At 70.6% G+C, this 13,790-nt stretch carries 19 protein-coding genes; 1 reads left to right on the forward strand and 18 read right to left on the reverse strand.

Translation table 11 applies throughout. The annotated features are described in order from the left end of the window. Window positions 1-64: 64 nt before the first annotated feature. The 16 genes from ACE101_RS04920 to ACE101_RS04995 form a co-directional block, all read right to left on the reverse strand. Window positions 65-376, reverse strand: a complete 312-nt coding sequence (locus ACE101_RS04920; RefSeq protein ID WP_379126442.1) for a phage tail assembly chaperone — start codon at window positions 374-376, stop codon at window positions 65-67. A gap of 80 nt (window positions 377-456) precedes the next feature. Next, on the reverse strand, window positions 457-846 hold the full coding sequence (locus tag ACE101_RS04925; protein ID WP_379126443.1) for a hypothetical protein: 390 nt from the start codon (window positions 844-846) through the stop codon (window positions 457-459). A 35-nt stretch (window positions 847-881) separates the two neighbouring features. Continuing rightward, the gene (locus ACE101_RS04930) at window positions 882-1,367 is read right to left on the reverse strand and encodes a hypothetical protein (protein ID WP_379126444.1); all 486 of its coding nucleotides are present in this window, start codon (window positions 1,365-1,367) and stop codon (window positions 882-884) included. A 76-nt stretch (window positions 1,368-1,443) separates the two neighbouring features. Then, entirely contained in the window at window positions 1,444-1,878 is a 435-nt protein-coding gene (locus tag ACE101_RS04935; protein WP_379126445.1) for a phage tail terminator-like protein, read from the reverse strand. Between the two features lie 2 nt (window positions 1,879-1,880). Next, on the reverse strand, window positions 1,881-2,330 hold the full coding sequence (locus ACE101_RS04940) for an HK97 gp10 family phage protein (protein WP_379126446.1): 450 nt from the start codon (window positions 2,328-2,330) through the stop codon (window positions 1,881-1,883). Beyond that, complete coding sequence (locus ACE101_RS04945) at window positions 2,330-3,337, reverse strand: phage minor head protein (protein WP_379126447.1); 1,008 nt, start codon at window positions 3,335-3,337, stop codon at window positions 2,330-2,332. Before ACE101_RS04945 ends, ACE101_RS04940 begins: the two co-directional genes overlap by 1 nt. 4 nt (window positions 3,338-3,341) lie before the next feature. After that, window positions 3,342-3,527 carry a hypothetical protein gene (locus tag ACE101_RS04950; protein WP_379126448.1) on the reverse strand — a complete coding sequence of 62 codons (186 nt, stop codon included), beginning with the start codon at window positions 3,525-3,527 and terminating at the stop codon, window positions 3,342-3,344. A gap of 80 nt (window positions 3,528-3,607) precedes the next feature. After that, window positions 3,608-3,979: a hypothetical protein gene (locus tag ACE101_RS04955; protein ID WP_379126449.1), complete on the reverse strand. Its 372-nt coding sequence runs from the start codon at window positions 3,977-3,979 to the stop codon at window positions 3,608-3,610. Then, the gene (locus ACE101_RS04960; RefSeq protein ID WP_379126450.1) at window positions 3,979-4,362 is read right to left on the reverse strand and encodes a DUF4054 domain-containing protein; all 384 of its coding nucleotides are present in this window, start codon (window positions 4,360-4,362) and stop codon (window positions 3,979-3,981) included. The genes ACE101_RS04955 and ACE101_RS04960 overlap by 1 nt, the downstream gene beginning before the upstream one ends. 3 nt (window positions 4,363-4,365) lie before the next feature. Beyond that, window positions 4,366-4,749, reverse strand: a complete 384-nt coding sequence (locus ACE101_RS04965; protein WP_379126451.1) for a hypothetical protein — start codon at window positions 4,747-4,749, stop codon at window positions 4,366-4,368. A gap of 50 nt (window positions 4,750-4,799) precedes the next feature. After that, on the reverse strand, window positions 4,800-5,747 hold the full coding sequence (locus tag ACE101_RS04970) for a DUF2184 domain-containing protein (protein ID WP_379126452.1): 948 nt from the start codon (window positions 5,745-5,747) through the stop codon (window positions 4,800-4,802). Window positions 5,748-5,805: 58 nt separating this feature from the next. Then, window positions 5,806-6,252, reverse strand: a complete 447-nt coding sequence (locus ACE101_RS04975; RefSeq protein WP_379126453.1) for a DUF2190 family protein — start codon at window positions 6,250-6,252, stop codon at window positions 5,806-5,808. Between the two features lie 69 nt (window positions 6,253-6,321). Continuing rightward, window positions 6,322-7,539 (reverse strand): DUF2213 domain-containing protein, encoded by a 1,218-nt coding sequence (locus ACE101_RS04980; RefSeq protein WP_379126454.1) that lies wholly within the window; start codon window positions 7,537-7,539, stop codon window positions 6,322-6,324. A gap of 100 nt (window positions 7,540-7,639) precedes the next feature. Beyond that, entirely contained in the window at window positions 7,640-9,025 is a 1,386-nt protein-coding gene (locus tag ACE101_RS04985) for an SGNH/GDSL hydrolase family protein (RefSeq protein ID WP_379126455.1), read from the reverse strand. Window positions 9,026-9,038: 13 nt separating this feature from the next. After that, complete coding sequence (locus ACE101_RS04990; protein ID WP_379126456.1) at window positions 9,039-9,371, reverse strand: hypothetical protein; 333 nt, start codon at window positions 9,369-9,371, stop codon at window positions 9,039-9,041. 61 nt (window positions 9,372-9,432) lie between these two features. Continuing rightward, the gene (locus ACE101_RS04995) at window positions 9,433-9,564 is read right to left on the reverse strand and encodes a hypothetical protein (RefSeq protein WP_379126457.1); all 132 of its coding nucleotides are present in this window, start codon (window positions 9,562-9,564) and stop codon (window positions 9,433-9,435) included. 265 nt (window positions 9,565-9,829) lie between these two features. Here ACE101_RS04995 and ACE101_RS05000 point away from each other — a divergent pair, with 265 nt between their 5' ends. Continuing rightward, the gene (locus ACE101_RS05000; protein ID WP_379126458.1) at window positions 9,830-10,147 is read left to right on the forward strand and encodes a translation initiation factor 2; all 318 of its coding nucleotides are present in this window, start codon (window positions 9,830-9,832) and stop codon (window positions 10,145-10,147) included. 3 nt (window positions 10,148-10,150) lie between these two features. On the opposite strand, the gene ACE101_RS05005 is transcribed toward ACE101_RS05000, so the two are convergent. Then, complete coding sequence (locus ACE101_RS05005) at window positions 10,151-10,405, reverse strand: Acb2/Tad1 domain-containing protein (RefSeq protein ID WP_379126459.1); 255 nt, start codon at window positions 10,403-10,405, stop codon at window positions 10,151-10,153. Between the two features lie 124 nt (window positions 10,406-10,529). After that, the gene (locus tag ACE101_RS05010) at window positions 10,530-13,790 is read right to left on the reverse strand and encodes an anti-CBASS protein Acb1 family protein (protein WP_379126460.1); all 3,261 of its coding nucleotides are present in this window, start codon (window positions 13,788-13,790) and stop codon (window positions 10,530-10,532) included.

A 13,790-nucleotide genomic window follows, 5' to 3' on the forward strand; every position in this document is an offset into this window, starting at 1 on the left:
AGCCCGCCGACAAGATAAATACGGAATATCAAAAAGCCCGGATAATTGCGCCGCATATCAAATATTATCCGGGCTCGACGTCGACCACCTCGGCGAAGGTGCCGAGCATCCGGTCGATCGCGTCGTAATCGCTCATCGAGACGCGCCGGGTGATCTTGGGCGCGTCCTCGTCTTCCTCGGGAGGCGTCAGGGCCTTGCGGCGGGCGCGGTCCATCGCGAGGAGGACCCGCACCTCCCACGGCAGCGGCAGGCCGCCCATGAGGCGGCCGTAGGCCTCGATCTCCCGGTAGGTGATGGGGAGCGGGCCCCACCCGGCCTGCCGGGTCTCCTCCAGCTCCCAGAACATCTCCCAGAGGTGGGCGCCGCCCGGCGGCACCCGCTCCAGGGACTTGTCGAGGAGGCGGTCCGCGGTCTGCGCGAGGGTGATGCGCCGGACCTCGGCGCACAGCCGCTCGGTCAGCCGCGCCCGAAGTTTCCCCGGGCGGCCGTGAAGGCCAGCACCTGATCTGCGAACCAGGGCCGCCGGGTGCCGAGGTCAACCGCCGCTTCGAACGAGAACTCGATCGCGGCGCCGCCGAAGCCGACATTGGTCCAGCCGGTGATCGCCGCCGCCGCGTTGCGGGCCCGGGCGAGCAGCATCTGGTTGTCCTCGTCCGCCGGCTCCTTCTCGGGCGCCGCCGCCACCATGTCGCGGATCCGCCGCAGGTTGGCGCGGTACTGCGCCGAGTCCTGCCCGATCACCCGCACCTTGGCGTCGGTCGCCTCGGCGGTCTTCGGGTGGCGGATGGTCATCTCGGCGCCGCGCGAGGCCTCGGCGTCGAGATCGATGTCGGCAAGATCGAGCATACGGGTCACTTCCCTTCCCTTGTTCCGGCGGACCATCAGGTCGCCGCCACCCGGTAGACGGTGGTGTTGATGCCGACGTTGACGGTCAGCGAAATCGGGTTGTTCGCGGACAGATTACCTTCGCGAGCCGACATGACTTGTCCCGCGAAGTACCGCTTGGCGGTCGTGCCGCCCGTCGTCTTCTTCACCGGATATTCGATGTAGAAGGCATAATCGAAGTTGTTGGCCGGGTCCGCCGCCGCCGCCGCCGCCACCTGACCCGGATCGCCTTCCTTGTAGTCGAACACGAACGCGGGCGTGCCGGCATCCATCGTGCCCTTGCCCTTGAGGGTGCGGTTGCTCCCCAGCTGGTTCGAGGTGATGGCCGAGGCCTCGTCGCCGATTGCGCCGAGATCCTTGGCGCCCTTGATCTCGACCCAGCCGGTCAGGGCCGTGAGGACGGCGACGCCCGTGATGGTGTCGACGTCGATGGCCGGGCCGATGAAGACCTTGGCGCCGTTGGCGGGGGTGAAGCCGGGCATGGTGGTGTCCTCCTGGACATGCTGAGAGACCGCGCTCGGGCGGCGGGGACGGGCTCGGGCCCGAATTCAGGGGCGATCAGGCCGCGGCCGAGACGCCGACGCGCCAGCGGATGGTGACGGGGACGCGCAGCCAGGGGCCGTCATCCAAGGGGGCCCCGACCTCCGGGGACTCGTCGATGCAGACCGTGACGGGATCGCCCTCCAGCCGCGTCCCGGCGGCGAAGGCGCGGCGCACCCGGGCGGCCACGTCGAGCGGCTTCACGAGGCCGCCACCGGCCGACCACACCACCGTGACCACGAACAGGCCGATGTGCGTCCGGTCACCGTCGAAGGCGAGCCCGTCTAGGCGGCTGGTGTTCGGCAGGTAGCTCGCGGCCAGATACGGCTTGCCGGTGACGGGCGAGTACCCGATGCCCGGCAGCGCCAGAGGCAACGGCGGATCGAGCGCGAGCCCGGTGAGCGCGGTGAGCAGCGCGTCGAGGATCCGGGCCTCAGGGCTGGTCGCGGCCATCGTCAGGGCGTCCCGGTGGCGCGCGATTGCAGCTCGCGGCACACGTCGTTCACGATCGCGGGCCAGCGCTGGACCGCGAGCTCGACGAAGTGGCGGCCGGATTGGTTGTAGGTCCGCCCGAGCGCGTCGGTCCCGACGAAGCCATAGTTGATGCGCGGCGCGTAGACGGCCGAGTAGGAGGCGAACAGCCGGTCCCCGATCTGGGCGCCGGCAATCGCGACGGTCGCCGCGGTCGGATTGTACGGGTAGGCCGTGCCGGCGGCGGGGGAACGGTCGGCGGGCACGGGCGCCGTCGTGGACACCTGAAGCGACGACTTCAAGAACCCGGTATCGACGGGGACCCGGCCCTGCATCTCGCCGATCACGCGCTGGGCGGACTCGCGGAACACCGCCTCGGCGCGCGCCTCGGTCTGCCGGCACCATTCGGTGATCTGGCTCAGGAAGTCGCCCATCAGCGCACCCCGGCGAGGAAGTCGACGCGGACCTCGACCCAGCAGCGGCAGTTCACGGTCTCGCCGGCCGGCGCCTGCGGGTCGCCCGGGTAGCGCAGCCGCGCGCCGCTCGGGCTGACGAACGGCTGGCCGCGGCGCACCCGCTGCCCGTTCATGGCCCGGTGCGTGTCCCGCACCCGGCCGTCGATGGTGGCGTGCCAGATCTCCTCGACGTGCACCGGGTTGATCTGGCCGCGGTTGATCGCCTGCTGGGTGGCCTCGTCCTGGCTCTGGTGCAGGGCGGCCATCGCCTCGGTCCGGCCGATGGTCTCGGCCCGGTAGCGGAGCGCCCGGTTGCGGTAGGCGGTCAGCATCTTGGCGATCTGCTCGCCGCCGAGCGGCTTGCCGGCGGCGATCGCCTTCTTCACGGCGCCGTCAAACCGCTTGTCACGCAGCTGGCGGGTGAGCGCCGCCGGATCGAGCCGGGCGAGCTGGTCGGCGTAGCGCCGGGCCCATTCCTCCTGATGGGCGGTCAGCCCGAGGGTGCCACCGGTCCGCTTCTTCGTCGCCGGATCGATGCGGCCGACGAGATCGAGCGCCACGTCCCGCGGGTTACGGCCCGCCACCATGCCGGCGGTGAGGGCCGCCCGGATCATGGTCCGCTGATCCTCGACGATCTCGGTGACCTTCCTCGAGGAGTGGTCCCGCAGCCAGTCTTCCGCGGACGGGTTGCGCACGTCGAAGCGGATGCGGAGGCGATGGCCGTCCGGCCCCCGCGCGGGCGGGAAGCCGTCGACCGTCGCGTTGCCGCCGGCCTCGAAGGCCTGCGCCGTCGCGGCATCCAGCACGCGGAAGGCGACGGGATCGAGCCCCACCGCCGTGACGGCGCTCTCGATGTCCCCGCGGGCGATCATGGCGGTGATCACGCCGATCTGCGCGCGGTCCGCGATGTCGGCGATGGCCACCAAGAACGCGCGTTGCAGCTGCGGCGCCCAGGTCTCGATGAGAGCGGCGAGCGCCGTCGCCATCGGCTCAGGCCTCCGCGCGCTTCCAGCCGGCCTTCTCGAAGTCCGCGACCTCGTAATCGCGCACGGTTATGGCGATCGGCAGCGGCGACTCGTCGATGGTCTTCGTCATCCGCACCTCCGGAAGCGCAGCGGGATCGCGCTTCGCCGGGGCCGCGGCTTTGGGCTTGGCGGGCGAGGTGGTGTCGGCCATGTGTGATCTCCCGTGATGATGATGGGATCTTCACGGCGCTGATGCCGTGAACTTGCCGGCGCCGGTCGGGCGCGCGTGGCTCAGACCCGGCAGCGCAGGACCCAGGCTCCGCGGCCCGGGTCGGCGCTCACGGCGGGCGCGCTGCCGCCGGCCGAGGAGATGGTGAGGGTGATGCCGTTGAGGGTGATGCGGCCGCCCTCGACGGGCTCCACGTCGAGCGTCTTGGTCAGGACCAGCACCTTCCAGTCGGTCGCCGCAACGTTGCCGCCCTGGCGCTCGTAGGCGCTCCACTCGTCGCGCTGGGCCTTGCAGGGATAGTCCCGCGGCGTGGGCGCGGCCGGATCCCAGGCCGTGCCGCCGTCGCCGGGCTCGTCCACGGTGTAGGTCGCGTCCGCGTACATCCAGCCGAGGCCGGCGGCGAACACGTCGGACAGCACGTCGCCGAGGTCCATCAGATCACCAGCACGCCGGGGAATCGGGACCGGATCAGCGCGAGCAGCTCGCGCCCGTAGACGGTCTGGGCCAGCGGATCGCCGGACGCGGCTGCGGCCGGATCGTCCGCGCGATCGAGGGACAGCCCGCCGGAGCGGAACGATTTGAAGCCGAGGGCGCCGGCCGCGGCCAGCTTCGCCTCGACCCCGCCGCCGATCCCGCGGGTGGTCATGTCGTGGGCGGCCTGGAGCATCACGGCCTTGCGCCGGTCCGCGTCAGGCCACCCATCATCCGCCACCGACGCCGCGTCCTCCAGAAACCCGGCGACCTGCTCGTCCGGCGCGGTGCTGAAGGCGGGGAAGCGGAGCTTGAAGTCCGCGGCGGTCGGGGGCGTGTAGGCCATCGCTCAGGCCGCCTTCTCCGGGGCCACGTCCTTGACGGCCTCGGCTTCGGTCAGCAGCCGCTTGCGCTGCCAGTTGCCCGGGGTGACGCCGCGGGCGGTGAGGAAGGCGCGCAGCTCGTCGTCGGTGAGGTCGTCGAGCGGCTTGGGCTTGTCGCCGCCGCCGTCTCCCTCGCCGCCGTCGCCCTTGTCCCCCTCGCCGGCCGCCGCCGCCGACCCGATGACGATCTGCCCCTCGGCCACCCAGGCCTTCAGGATCCGGTCCTCGGGGTTGAACAGCGTGACGTCGGCGGTCTCCCCCTTGGCGAGGGTACGCTGGACGGGGTTGCCGCCCTCGTCCTTCACCCAGAGGATGCGCGGGCCCGCGGCCCGGTTCGTGACTTCCACCATGTCGGTACCCTCCTGCTGTCGCTACGTGGGGCGAGGCGCCGCGAGGCGCCTCAGATCCCGTCGAGGTAGCGGAAGGCGCTCGGGCGCCGGATGTCGACGCCGCCCAGGCGGAAGGCGCCCGGCACGTCGAAGCGGAAGGGGCCGGTCTGCCACGCCGGGAAGAACCGGAACGGCATCGGGAGCCACATCTTCACCACCGCCGGGTCGCGGCGATAGGCGACCATGCGCGCCGTGCCGCCCGCGCCCGCAGTCTCCAGCCCGCGCACGCCGAAGATGTTGAGCGGCTGCCCGGTCTCCAGCGTGTAGACGTTCTTGAGCTTGATCCAGTCGAGGATCGTCATCTGGCTGGTCGGATCGATCCGGCGCAGGCTCAGCGCGACCATCTGGTCGTAGGGCAGGAGCACGGTGTCGGCGATCTCGACCGTGCCGGTACCGGTGAAGATCCCGGTGAGCACGCCGTTGACGTCGGCCAGCACCTGCTCCGCGGTCTTGCTCGCGAAGGTCGTGGCGCTGCCGGTCCCGGTCGCGGAGGCCGAGCTGGCGGTGACCGCCTGGCTGTTCACGAGGCCGGAGTAGCCCTTGGCCGCGTCGCCGAACAGGGCGACCCGGTCGATGAACTCCTCCGAGCCGCGGCGCGCCGCCTCGGCCTTGTCCGCCGACAGGTTCATCCCCATCAGCTGGGCCTTGCCGAGCTCCTCGAGGTCGTAGCCGTAGCCGATGCCGGCCATCGAGACGGAGGTCTCGAACTGGTTGCGCAGCACGTCGGCCCGCGGCACGTCATGGGCGTTGCCGGTGATCCAGCGGGCCGCCCCGACCTGATCCATCGAGAAGTAGGTGACGGAGGGCACCCACTCGGGCGCGTTGGTGTCCACCGGCACGAGCCGCGGGTAGCGGATCTCGGGGTACTGCGTGCGGTAGACGGTGGGCTCGATGAACGCCTGCTGGCTGACCAAGAAGGCCAGAGCACGGGGTGCATCGACAAGAAACTGGCCGGTCATGGGCAGTCGTTCCTTTCGAGGAGCTTCGATTGTGGAGGAGGACCCGGCTGCGGCCGGATCAGGGGAGGTTGAGCTTGATGCGCGAGAGGCCCTGGTCCGCGGCGGCGGTCTCGAAGATCGCCTTGATCGCGGTGTTGCCGGACGCGGTGGCCGTGAAGGCGCCGGCCGACGTGAGGTAGACCGGGGCCCCGGCCGTCACCGCGCCCGACACCTTCACCCACATCGTGCCCTTCTGCATGATGGAGACGGTGTCGCCCTGGGCGATGTTGTCGTTCCCCGAGGGGTTCGGCCGCGCGAAGTGGTCGCCGACGACGATCCCGAGGAGCACCGAGCCGGTGGTGGCGCAGGCGTGGTCAACGCTGCCCTGGTAGGCCGGCTTGCCCGGGGCGATGCCGCCCGCGGTCTCGATGGTCTTCGAGATGATGTCGGCCGGCGACATCGAGGACTGCTGGCCCTCGTAGCCGGCGGCCTGGTTGCCGGGATAGGTGCTCTGAACGGCAGGCATTGCTGCTGTCTCCGTGATGCTGGCGATGGGTGGGAGGCCCCGTGCCGGGGCCGAGGATGGCGCCGCCGATCAGGCCGCCGGGCGGGTCTTCCAGGCCTCGGACATGCCCTTGACCATGTCGCCGTAGGCCGCGTCCTGAACCGACGTGCCGCCGGCCGGGCGGACGCCGCCGGCGATGGCATCGCGCAGCGCGTCACGGGGCTTGGCGGTCCCAGCGAGGGCGAGGAACGCGCCCTCCACGGCGGCGTCCGACATGTCCTTGGCCGCGTCGCCGAGGCGGCTCGCCACCACCTCGCGGCGGATCTGGGCGTCCGTCTTGCCGGCCGGGGCGAAGGCGTCGCCGAGGACGGTGCGCGCGACCGTTACCACCGCCTCGCGGGCGACCAGGGCGGCGTCGAGCGCGGCCGGGGACACCGCATCCGCGAGCTGCTGCTTGAGGGCGGCGATCTCGCCGTCCTTGGTCTCGACGGTCTTGCGCAGGCCGGCGATCTCGCCGTCCTTGACCTCGATCGCCCGGGCGTGGGCGCGCTCGGCGTCACCGAGGCGGGTGGTGAGCGACAGGTTGTCGGTGGTCAGCTGGCCGATCTGCTTCTGCAGGCCGCCGACCGCGATGGCCGCGGCGTCGCTCATCTCGACGGAGTGGCCGTCGACCAAGATGGTGCGCATGGTCATGGGGCGCGTGTCCCTCTGCTGTTGCTGCTGGTCGGAGAGCACCCGCATGGTCTTCGCGTCGGCGGGGTGCTGATCGCCGATGCGGCAGTCGGGGCCGGCCCGGCCGCGATTTACGATCGCGACGTGATCGACCACGATGTTGGTCTGCCGGGCGTCGTAGGGGCGCCCGTCCGGAGTAGTGCCCGGGGTGAAGTCGAGGTCGCAGGTGTAGCCGACCGACAGCTCCCGATGGCCGGCCTGCACCGCGTCAATCGCGCCCTGGTCCGCGATGAGCATGGGGATGCGGACGAACTCGCCGTCGCGCAGCACCTCCTCGCCCACGTGCCCACGCGCCACGCTGCGCCACGTCGCGGTGGTGACGGGCGCGGCCGGGTGATCGAGCGTCACCGGCTTGTGGCCGAAGGTGCGCAGGGACTCCGCCCGGAACACCTCGTCGGCGTCGCGATAGACCCGCACGATGGCTTGCCCGGGCTTGCCCACCTCGGCGCCGAGGTAGTCCTGCACGTTGCCGCCACGGGCGGCCTTGGCTTGCACGACGAGCGAGCCGTTGCGCATCTGGCGCGCGCCCGCGATCTCGGCCGCTTGGCCGAGGTTCAGGTAATCGAAGAATTGCATCAGGTCCTCGGAAGGTTGGGCCCGGCGAGGAAGGGGTCAGGAGCCGCCGCGCGGGTCCGCGGCGCCGAACCGGTGGTCCCGGATCTGCACAGCGGCGCGGCTAGTAGAGCCCGCCCGTCACCGCCGGCAGCAGTGCCGAGAGGGCAGCCTGCTCCTTGGCCGCGATCAGCGCGTTGCCCGCGTCGGAGGGGTGGGCCTGATCGAAGGTCATCGCCGCCGGAAACTGCGCCTGCCCGGAAGTGACGCCGTCCGAAACGACGATGTCCGCGTCCGCGACGTAGAGGGTGCCGGCGGTGCCCCGCACCCGGATCTCGTCGTTGTAGGCGCGGCGCAGAATGTCCGAGGAGCCCACGTTCTTGATGGAGACGTTGATCGGGACGCCGGTGGTGGTGATCACGGGTATGCCGGCGGATCGCGCCATGCCCTGGCCGATCGCAGACATCTGGCGGCAGGCATCGATCTGCGCGGCGGTGATCGGCGAAGAAGCGCCGCCGGTCCCATTCCAAGTGAAGCTCGGAAACGCGAGAAGATCGATTGGGAAGGGCGCGCCCATCGCGTCCTTGAGCATCGCCATGATCTCGGCCGCCGTCGCGCCCTGCCACGCGAGGTTCGAGAACTCGACGGCGAGTGCAGATGTGGACAGGTTCACGCAGGCAGGGTGGATGAAGCCCTGCCCGATGGTGGCGAGCCCCTCGTAGATGCTGTCGCCAAGGCCGACCACGTTCACAACCTGCTGGCGGCTGTAGAAGATGACGCCGATCAGCGGACACTGCGTGGTGAGGCCGCCGGCAGCGCCGCCGCCGAGGCCCACCTCCCTCTTGTCCCCGCTCTGCTTCCGGCACTGCCACACGCGCCCATCTGGGCGCGCATTCCAGACGGCATTGAGGTTGCCATAGACGCCAGCCTGAGCGCCCGCCGCTCCCATGCAGGAGATCGTGCCGGCGCCGTTCGTGCCGGGCCCCTGCACCCACAGGCGCGCGTTGAGGATGGAGCCGGAGCCGCCATCCGAGCGCGGCACGGACGAGATCGGAAGGATGTCGCTGATCAGGAAGCTCTTGCGCCGCGTGGCGGCGAACTGCGTTTCGTTCGGGATGGTCAGAGCACCGACGGCCGCCCCGCCGAAGGTGGGGTATCCGGCGGTTCCCGCCGCGGCGCCAGCGGTGAGATCCGAGACGGCGAAAGCCTTCACCTGAACGGTCGAGCCCGCGGCAGTGCTGGCCGCGAAGTTGGCGATGCCGCCGTTCGTGTTGGACTGCGCGAAGACGAGGCGGATCGCGTCGAACTGCGTCGCCAGGGCGATCTTCACATCCCAAGTCGTGCCGGCACTGGATCCTGTTCCGACCGCGTCGAGCGCGAAATCGGACATGAACCCGCACGGGCCGAGGCGCATGCCGATGTTGCCGGGGCGTCGGATGGCCCCCAGCAGGGCGTTGGCCTTCGCCCGGGTCAGTGGGCTCGTGACGTTCGGCAGCCGGCTGAGGCTCATCTCGCGCCTCCCGTCAGACGAGCACCACGGCGAGCTTGTCGCCGGGCTTGCAGGGGATATGGCGGGTCTCGCCGGCGCCTACGGGCACGCGGGCGGCACCGTCCGTGCCGATCGTCTGGGACGCATCCGGCGTGGCGCCGACCGCCACGTAGCAGTCCTGCTGGGCGCGCACCTCGAAGCACGGCGAGGCGTCGCCGCGGATCGGAGAACTGAATTGGAGCCCGACGGCCGCGTTCGTGGTCGTGCCGGACGCCGACAGGGTCTGCGACCAGACCGCACCGAACAGGCCGACGTCGCCCGTCGTGAAGGCAAAGCCAAAGGCGACATGGACACCTGAGAAGGCCATGACGGTCTCCGAAATTGAGGATGAGGACGTGGCAGTCGAGGCGCGGGCGGTGCGGCGGTGCTCACCCCTGCGCCGAGATGAGGCCGGCGAGCAGGTAGCCCGCGGCCACGATGCAGCCGGCGGCGAGCAGCGCCCAGAGGATCTCGCGCAGCGCCCGGCCGTAGCCGAGGCCGCCTCCGGTGAGGCCGGTCATGGCTCTCTCCACATGTCGCTGTGTAACCCACCAGCAACACCACACTTACTCACAGGCACAAGGGTTGCAGTGCCGTTGCGTAGGGTTGTGCGCTCAGCCACAAATCACCCTGCTCCGCCGGAAAAGGCGGACAAAGGGGGCATGAATGCACTTCAGGAAATTGGCCGCCGCCGTATTGCTTGCGGCGAGCGTTGGCGCGTGCGGGTCTATCGCGCGCGGAACGACGGAGCGGATGGCGTTTGTCTCCGAGCCTCCGGGCGCTCAGATGACCACGACCAAGGCGTACGCCTGCCCGGCGACGCCATGCTCTCTGGAAATCGAGCGATCCGACGAGTTCGACGTCACGTTTTCGAAGGCCGGCTACCGGACCGAGATCGTGCCGGTGCGCACGAAGGTGGTGGGCGCGGGCGCGGCCGGCATGGCGGGCAACGTGCTGCTCGGCGGCGTGATCGGAATCGGCGTCGATGCCTACACGGGGGCGGCCTTCGACCACACCCCGAATCCGGTCAGCGTGACCCTGGTCCCGGACGCGCTCCCGAGCGCGCAGCGGGCGAAGCGTCGGAAGAGCGCACCGACCTCTTAAGGATCACGGCCGGGCCGCGTCCTCCGGCAGCGAGACGCGGCCCGGCCGGAACACCGCCCGGTTGAGGGCCATGAAACCCTCCTGGATGTGCGTCCGGGCGATGGCGAGCCACCGGTCATCGTGGCCGGTGCCCTGGAGCCGATCGAGCTGCCGCAGCAGCCGCTCCTCCATCGCCTTGTGCTCGTTCACGAGCGCCACGTTGGCGTCGTTCTGCGGCCGGTAGCCCGCCACGGGCAGGCCCTGGTGCTGGTCCGTCATCGCGAACTCCCGGGTCATGATTGCCGCGTCGTTGAAACCTGACCGCGACGCTGTTATCTTTTGCTCAGCCGCCAGCCGTTTCGGACGTTCTGTCTAGGCCATCGAGCACAAGACATGGCGGTGCTCATCTCTTCCACATCGTGACCATGTCGATACGGCGCTTCCCACGCCGCACCTCGCCCACGTAGGTGAAGTGCTCGCCGCCGATCGCCTTCTCAATCACGATGCGCGGCTCCCCGTTTCGGCCCCGATCCGCACCGAGCGTGATGCGATCGGGGCGCGCCACGATCTCGCGAGCCTTCGGGAAGTCGGCGGGGGTGATCGGTTTCTGGCCGCGCGGGAACTCCGTGGCCGCCGAGCCGTGCACCTTCATCGTGTGCCGCACGGCCTGGCTGTCCAAAGCGTGGGCGAAGCCTTTTACGTCGATCTTCGTCAGCCCACCGATCATCGCCGGACGCGTCACCTTGCCGAGGATCGTGCGCTCGACCGCACCAGTACCAGCGGCGCGGCCGACGAGGTCGGCGACGGCCTGCGCACCGGAGGTCCACCGCCCTCGGCCGTCGCGGCCCTGGTTCGGATTGTAGGCATCACCGAAAGGGAGGGTGGCGTTCGGCCCACCTCCGAGATCGTCCCGTTTCCTGACCCGTGATGAGCGTGAGCCGTGGGCGGCCCGGAGATAATCGGCGCCCTCCGGCGGAACGTGGATGAGGTGGACCTTCTCACCGCTCGCCCTCAGGAAGAACTCAGCGCGCCGGTTGCGCGGGTCGCGCGGGTCGGTGATCTGCCCGAGGATCGCGAGCCGCTTTCGCTCCAGGGCCAGCATCGCCTCGTTGACCTCCGCGGGCGACATGCCGGTCAGCCGGTTGCGCACCACCTGGATGCCGACCGAGAACTCATCGGGCCCGATCGCCGCGTGGGCCTCGCGCAGCACGCGCTCCTCGGTCTTGGTCGGAGTCTCCACCTTCCGGCGGGCCGGCGGCGGCTCCGGCTCGGCCGCAGCCGCCTTGGTGGCGCGGCTCAGGGGCTCCGGCTTGGCGGCGGCAAGGCCTTCCTCGAGCGCGGCCAGCGGGTCGTTGCGCCGGGCCGGCGCCGCGAACCCGATCCGCCCCGCCTTGTGATCCGCCGCCAGGACCCGCAACGCATGCGCTCGCCCGCGCGGGTGGGCCGCCACGAAGCTCTCGACGGTGTCGTGGCCCTGATACTTCCTCACCCGCGGCGAGCGCACCACGATGGCGTGATCCCCGCCGACGTTGCTCTCGGCGAGGGCCCGGCCGCCCCGGGTATCGGCGTCGGGCTTCGCGGCGAACCGACCGCCGGGGCCGCGGGGGTGCTTGCCCTCCTCGAAGCCGCCACCGCCGCCGCGCCGCCGCACCCGATCGAACAGCCTCAGCAGCCCGGGCCGGCTGTCGCGGGTACGGCGGCCGGCCGTGGCGCTCGCCAGCATCTCCTCGCCGAACAGCGCCCGCAGCTCGTCGTCGGTGACGGCGGCTATCTCGTCCTCGTCCTCCTCGTCGTCGAGCGGGGCGGCGTCCGCGGTGGTGAGCGTCTCGCGCCAATCCTCGTTGACCGTCTCGAAGGTCTCGGGCCCGAACACCAGCGGCCCGTTGTAGGCCTGGAGCGCCATCACATCGACGTCCGGCGCGTCCCAGGAGAGGGTGACGTGCGGCTGGTACTCCGGGTGATCCCAGGACGCGCCCGCGTCCCGGATCTCCTGCCAGCGCCACCGCAGCTCGTCGCTCGCGAACAGCAGCACCAGCGCGTCGCCGAAGCGCTCCATCACGCGCGGGCCGCCGGCCGCGATCTTCAGCTCGTCGCCCTGCCAGGTCTGCCCGACCTTCATCCAGTCGAGCGGCTGCCGGCTGTAGGCGATCGTGACGTGGAGCGCGTCCGCGGGCATCAGGTTCGGGATGCCGGCCGCGCGCGCCCAGGCGAGCAGGTCGGCGCCGTTGATGAGCTTGCGCGAGACGTAGAGCGTGCGCGGGGCGGCATCGGTGGCGTAGCGGCCCGGGAACGGCACCACGTTGGTGCCGGTGTAGCCCTCGGCCGGGTATCCGTTCTCGTCGAACTGGTCCGCCTCCGGCTTGCCTGCGGTGAGCGGCGCGTCGCCGTGCGCGTCGTAGGCGGCGTCGATGCCCGGCAGCAGGCCGCTGTCGGTGAGCACGCCCTTGGTGCCCTGGGCCAGGATCTCGCCGGGCACGAGCGCGGTCTCGGAGAGCGCCTTGATGGCGGTCGCCATCACCTGCAGGGTGTCGGCCTTCTCCTTCTGCGTCGGCTGGTAGAGCGGCGCCCACTGATACCAGACCTCGGCCGGCCGCTCACCGAGCGCGTGCCGGATCAGCAGCTCGTCGAGGCGGGCGATGGCCGGGGTGAGCACCACCCGCTGCTCGGCGGCGCACCGGTCGTAGTAGTTCCGGATGTCGCTGTCCCCGGTGGCGTTCTGGCCGTCCGGGCTCTTGCCCAGCAGTCGCGTGGCCGGGATGTCGGCGGCGCCGGCCGCGATCGACAGGAACAGCCGCACTACGTCGGGCAGTCCCGTGAAGCTGAGGATCTTCTGCTCGAACACCTCTCCGGTCGAGGTCTTACCGTCGCCGTCCAGCAGCAGCATCCCGAACATGGATTTCATCTGCGCCGCGTAGGCGAAGCGGTCGGTGAGCGCCTTCGTGCTCTCCGCGGTCGCAAGGTGCCTCGACAGGCCCGGGACGCTGATCACGTCCTGCTTGGCCTCGGGCAGCATCGCGTTCAGGTAGGCCGGCGAGCTCGTGGCCTGATCGACCGCGGCGAACACCGCCTGCAGAACGCTATCGCCCCAGCCCTGCTCGTTGGAGGTGGCGATGATGTCGAGCAGCGGGGCGCCGATCAGCCGGATGACGCGCGAGGGGTGGATCCGCTGCACGCCCGCGGTGCCGGTGTTCATCGTCCACTCGACCGGCTCCCCGAACCAGGGCGAGGCCAGGTCCATGTCGATCTGGCCGGCCGTGATCTCGTAGCGGCCGAGGACGTGGACCCAGCGGATCCCGCCCTTCTTCATCCGCTCGGGCACGAGCGGCTGTACCGGGTCCGGCGAGCCATCGCCGATCAGGAGCGCCGCGCCGCCGTCACGCCGCGCCCGGCGCAGGGCGTCGAGCAGCTTGCTCTGGAGCCCCAGCGCCTTCTCGGCCGCCTCGATCGCCTCGATCTGAGGTCCATCCGCCTGCCACGCCCGCCACTCGCGCAGCATGTCGAACGGCACGATGTCCACGATCTTGCGGGCGATCCAGTTGCCCCGGTAGGCGGCTTGGATCTCGGCCGGCGTGCGGGGCACGAAGACGTGGACGTTGCCGACCGTCTTGTCCTTGGCCGTGCCGAGGCCAGAGACGAGGTTCATCAGGGTGTCGGCGAGCCGCAT

The organism is Methylobacterium carpenticola, assembly GCF_042748905.1.
GTDB lineage: Bacteria > Pseudomonadota > Alphaproteobacteria > Rhizobiales > Beijerinckiaceae > Methylobacterium > Methylobacterium carpenticola.